Origin of the sequence: Streptomyces aureus (genome assembly GCF_001418135.1) — a bacterium.
Classification (GTDB): Bacteria; Actinomycetota; Actinomycetes; order Streptomycetales; family Streptomycetaceae; genus Streptomyces; species Streptomyces aureus_A.
This window is the reverse complement of sequence record NZ_LIPQ01000172.1, coordinates 1-4,694: the sequence shown is the minus strand read 5'-3', so window position 1 is coordinate 4,694 and position 4,694 is coordinate 1. Positions and strand designations below refer to the sequence as shown.

General features: G+C 74.4%; 5 protein-coding genes. 2 read left to right on the top strand and 3 right to left on the bottom strand.

Annotated features, from left to right (window positions below):
- Positions 1 to 182 precede the first annotated feature (182 nt).
- Entirely contained in the window at positions 183 to 719 is a 537-nt protein-coding gene (locus AOK00_RS16240) for a DinB family protein (RefSeq protein WP_437441417.1), read from the bottom strand.
- Entirely contained in the window at positions 707 to 1,381 is a 675-nt protein-coding gene (locus AOK00_RS16235; protein ID WP_055601029.1) for a TetR/AcrR family transcriptional regulator, read from the bottom strand. The genes AOK00_RS16240 and AOK00_RS16235 overlap by 13 nt, the downstream gene beginning before the upstream one ends.
- Positions 1,382 to 1,600: 219 nt before the next feature.
- On the opposite strand from AOK00_RS16235, the gene AOK00_RS16230 reads away from it, so the two are divergent.
- Positions 1,601 to 2,815: an FAD-dependent monooxygenase gene (locus AOK00_RS16230; protein WP_055601028.1), complete on the top strand. Its 1,215-nt coding sequence runs from the start codon at positions 1,601 to 1,603 to the stop codon at positions 2,813 to 2,815.
- 59 nt (positions 2,816 to 2,874) lie between these two features.
- The gene (locus tag AOK00_RS16225) at positions 2,875 to 3,780 is read left to right on the top strand and encodes a Gfo/Idh/MocA family protein (RefSeq protein WP_055601027.1); all 906 of its coding nucleotides are present in this window, start codon (positions 2,875 to 2,877) and stop codon (positions 3,778 to 3,780) included.
- On the opposite strand, the gene lnt is transcribed toward AOK00_RS16225, so the two are convergent.
- The coding region (lnt, locus tag AOK00_RS16220) for an apolipoprotein N-acyltransferase (RefSeq protein WP_063886613.1) at positions 3,704 to 4,694 on the bottom strand (991 nt) is incomplete at its 5' end. The genes AOK00_RS16225 and lnt overlap by 77 nt on opposite strands.

Below are 4,694 nucleotides of genomic sequence, written 5' to 3'. Positions count from 1 at the left end.
AAGATCCTGGTCGGGGCGGCCACGGCCGCCCCGACCAGGATCTTCGCTGTTGTTCGGGTTCCATGCACCCGCGCAACTCTGCTGGCCCGGCGGTGATCTTCGCGCCCCTACCGGAGGGGAATGCCCCGCACGGGTGAGCGACGCGGGACCGGCCTTGACCGATCGGCCCGGCGCGTGGACGCTCAGTCTCCGGTCGCGCCGTCGATCCGCTCCCGGACGAGGTCCGCGTGGCCGTTGTGGCGGGCGTACTCCTCGATCATGTGCAGATAGATCCAGCGCAGGTTGTACGACTTCCCGGAGTGGTGCTCGCCCTCGCCCAGGTCGTCGAGATCTCGCGTGGCGGCCACGGTGCGGGCGTGGGCGATCGCCGCCTGCCAGGTCGCGTGGGCCTCTTCGTAGGTGTCCTCGTCGGCGAGGTGGAAGTCCCGGTCGCGGTCCTCCTCCGTCGAGTAGATCCAGCCCGCCTTCTCGCCGGCCAGGACGTTGCGGAACCAGCCGTTCTCGACCTCCGCCATGTGACGGACGAGGCCGAGCAGGCTGAGCTCCGACGGCGGGGCGGACAGGGTGCGCAGCTGGGCCTCGTCGAGCCCCTCGCACTTCCTCGCGAGGGTCGCGCGATGGAAGTCGAGCCACTGCTCCAGCGCCTCGCGCTCGCCGGAGGTGGTGGACGGGTCGACGCGGGGGGTGATCTCGATGCGTTCGGTGCTCATGCGCGGCATCGTCCCCCACGATCGCCGGCCGCGCCACCGCTTTCCCCGCGCTCAGGGCCGGTACCGCCGCCGAGCATGCCGCGCAGCAACTCGTCGAAGCCGGTGCGCAGTTCGGCGCGGCTCGGCACGGACGCGTGGAAGGAGCCGGCGGCGCAGGAGAACATCAGCCCCTCGCACCAGGCGATGAGGGAGAGCGCGTGACGCTCGGGCTCGGGCGAGCCGGCCGCCGCCGTCATCGCGACCAGCGGGCCGTGGAAGACGGAACCCGCGGCGTCGAAGAAGGCGCGGAGTTCGGGGCGGCGGGTCGCCTCCAGGGCCAGTTCGTAGCGGGAGACGAGGAGGGCGCGGTGGTCGGTGAGATAGCGGTGCAGGGCGAGGGAGAGCGTGTCCACGAGGGTGGCGGTGCCGATGAGCGCCCCCGCCGGGACTCCTCCCGGCGTCCCTTCCGGCGCCCCGGGCCCGGGCCCGGCGGCGCCCGGCAGCTCGTCCGGGGTCAGGACCTGGAACTCCAGCTGTACCTGACGTCGTACGGCCGTCTCCAGGAGCGCCTGGCGGGTGCGGGCGTGGTTCGACGTCGACCCCTGCGGCAGCCCGGCCCGCTCGTCCACCGCCCGATGGGTCAGGCCCCTCATGCCGCGCTCCACGAGGAGGTCGAGGGCGGCGTCGCCCATCCGGTCCGCACGGGAGGGGCCGGGTGAGCCGGAGGAGCCGGAAGCGCCGGGAGCTCCGGGAGCGCCTGGGAGTCCGGGAGGGCCGGGAAGGGCAGCGGAGGGCGTCGCTGAGGTCATGAGGACAACCTACAGCCGGTCACTTCCCGCCTCACTACATCTGTAGTACGGTCGGGCCGCTGGGTGTACTACAGATGTAGTTCCCCGATCCGAGGAGCAGCCATGGAACAGCACCGTGCCGTCGTCGTCGGAGCCGGCGTCGGCGGACTCACCGCCGCCGTCGCCCTCCACCTCGGCGGCTGGCAGGTCACCGTCCTGGAGCGGGCCGCCGACCTCGCCCCCGTCGGCGCCGGCATCGGCCTCGCGCCCAACGCCCAGCGCGCCCTGGACGTCATCGGCCTCGGCGACCGCGTCCGCGACCTCGCCGCCTGGCAGGGCGACGGCGGCATGCGCGCCCCCGGCGGCCGCTGGCTCGCCCGTACCGACGCCCAGGCCGCCGCCGCGCGCTTCGGCGGGCCGCTCGTCCTCCTCCACCGGGCCACCCTCGTCGACATCCTCACCTCGGCCCTCCCCGACGGGGCCGTGCGCACCGGAGCGGCCGCCACGCTCGTCGACCCCGGCGACGACCACCGCCCCGCCCGCGTCGCCACCCCCGACGGAGAGATCGAGGCCGCACTCGTCGTCGCCGCCGACGGCATCCGTTCCGCGACGCGGGGCGCCCTCTTCCCCGGGCACCCCGGCCCGCGGTACGCGGGCTGCACCACCTGGCGGGTCGTCGTCCCGGCGCCCGAGCGGCCGTTCGCCCCGCACGAGACCTGGGGCGCCGGACGCCTGTGGGGGACGCAGCCCCTCAAGGACGGCAGGATCTACGCGTACGCGATGGCCGCCGCCCCCGCCGGCGGCCGGGCGCCCGACGACGAGAGGGCCGAACTCCTGCGCCTGTTCGGCGACTGGCACCACCCCGTCCCCGAGATCCTCGCCGCCGTGGACCCCGCGCAGGTGCTCCGCCACGACGTCCACCACCTGACCGACCCGCTGCCGGCCTTCCACCAGGGCCGGGTCGCGCTCCTCGGCGACGCCGCGCACGCGATGATGCCGAGCCTCGGCCAGGGCGGAAACCAGGCGATCGAGGACGCCGTCGTCCTCGCCCACCACGTCGGCCCCGCGGCCGACGCCCCGCTCACCGGCCCTGCACCCGGCTTCGTCCCGAGCCGTGCCCTCGCCGCGTACACCGCCGACCGCCTTCCCCGTACCACCGCCATCGTCCGCAAGGCCGCCCGCACCGGAGCCGTCACCCTGCTCGCGGCCCGGCCCGCCGTCGCGCTCCGCGCCACGCTCGTCAGCGCGGTCTCCAGGTTCGGCCCGGGGCTCGTCCTGCGCGGCTTCGACGGCATCGCCGACTGGCGGCCGCCGGTGGCCCCGGCCCGGTCCGCGTAAGCTGACCAGCGCGAACGGCCCACCCGTACAGGGCCTGTGGACACGACAAGGGAGAACCCGTGAAGGTTGGCTGCATCGGACTCGGCGACATCGCGCAGAAGGCCTACCTTCCGGTCCTCGCCACCCTCCCCGGGGTCGAACTCCACCTTCAGACCCGCACCCGCGCGACGCTCGACCGGGTCGCCGACACCCTCCACCTGCCCGCCGCGCAGCGCCACGGCGACCTCGACTCGCTGCTCGCCGCCGGACTCGACGCCGCCTTCGTCCACGCGTCGACCGCCGCCCACGCCGAGATCGCCGGCCGGCTCCTGGACGCGGGCGTCCCCACGTACGTCGACAAGCCCCTCGCCTACGAGTACGCCGAGTCCGAGCGGATCGTGGAACTGGCCGAGAAGCGCTCGGTCGCGCTCGCCGTCGGATTCAACCGGCGCCTCGCCCCCTCGTACGCCCAGTGCGCCGAGCACCCGCGCGAGCTGATCCTCCTTCAGAAGAACCGCATCGGCCTGCCCGAGGACCCCCGCACCTTCGTTCTCGACGACTTCATCCACGTCGTCGACACCCTCCGGTTCCTCCTCCCGGGCGAGATCGAGCACGTCGACGTGCGCGCCCGGATCCGCGAGGGGCTCATGCACCACGTCGTGCTCCAGCTCTCCGGAGACGGGTTCACCGCCATCGGCATGATGAACCGGATGAACGGCTCCACCGAGGAGATCCTCGAGGTGTCCGGGCAGGACACCAAGCGCCAGGTCGTCAACCTCTCCGACGTCATCGACCACAAGGGCCAGCCGACCCTGCGGCGGCGCGGCGACTGGGTGCCGGTGCCCCGCCAGCGCGGTATCGAGCAGGCCGTACTCGCCTTCCTCGACGCCGTACGCGACGGGCGGGTGCTCAGCGCCCGGGACGCCCTGCGGACCCACGAGCTGTGCGAGCGCGTCGTGCGCGAGGCGCTGATCCAGGCCTCCTGAACGCGCCCGCGCCCTCGGCGGCGCACACCGCGCCCACCACGGCGAGCGCCCCGTACAAGGGCCAGTCGCCCCAGCGGACGTAGCCCGTCGTCGTGTCCGAGAGCGGCAGCTCGCGGACGGCGACGGCGCTCGCGTCCGTACCGAGCACGGGTCCGATCCCGCGGCCGTCGGGGCCGTAGGCGGCGCTGACCCCGGTGAGCGTGGCGTGTGCGACGGGCCGGCCCGTCTCCGCGGCCCGCAGCGCGGCCAGGGAGGCGTGCTGGGAGGGCGCCCAGCTCTCCTGGAAGGTGCTGGTCGACGACTGGACGACGAGGAGCCCGGCCCCGTCACGGACGAGGTTCCGGCTCATGTCGGGGAAGGCGGACTCGAAGCAGATGAGCGGGCCGATCAGCGGCTCCCCGGCGCTGACGCCGGTGACATCCCCGCTGCCGGCGCGCGTACCGTCCCCGCTGCCGGCGCCCGTGGCGGGCAGCCTCATCACGACCGGTGTGGTGCCCCGGCGGCGGTCCTCGTCGGCGGCCTTGCCGAACGACGTCACCCAGCCCAGGACGCCGCGCGCGGGAACGTACTCGCCGAACGGCACGAGCCGCATCTTGTCGTAGCGCTCACCCGTGAGCCCCGCCGGACCGACCAGGACGGCGCTCTTGAAGATGCCCGGGCGGTCGGCCCGCCGCGCGTCCACATTGACCAGGAGCGGCGCGTCGACCTCCCGTGAGAGGGCGGTGAGCCGGGCGGCGAGATCGGCGCGGCCGGCCGGATCGGCGCCGACACCGCTCTCGCCCCAGACCACCAGGTCGAGACGCTGCCCGGCGAGCGAGCGGGTCAGCTCCTCGGCACGGTCGAACCGCAGCTCCGGCCCGTCCGCCCCGCCGAACACCCCCGGCTGTACGAGGGCCACCCGCACCGTCCCGCTC

Coding starts and splice junctions, on each gene's coding strand:
- AOK00_RS16240 (WP_437441417.1), bottom strand. CDS start 719: ATGCCGCGCATGAGCACCGAACGCATCGAGATCACCCCCCGCGTCGAC.
- AOK00_RS16230 (WP_055601028.1), top strand. CDS start 1,601: ATGGAACAGCACCGTGCCGTCGTCGTCGGAGCCGGCGTCGGCGGACTC.
- AOK00_RS16235 (WP_055601029.1), bottom strand. CDS start 1,381: ATGGGCGACGCCGCCCTCGACCTCCTCGTGGAGCGCGGCATGAGGGGC.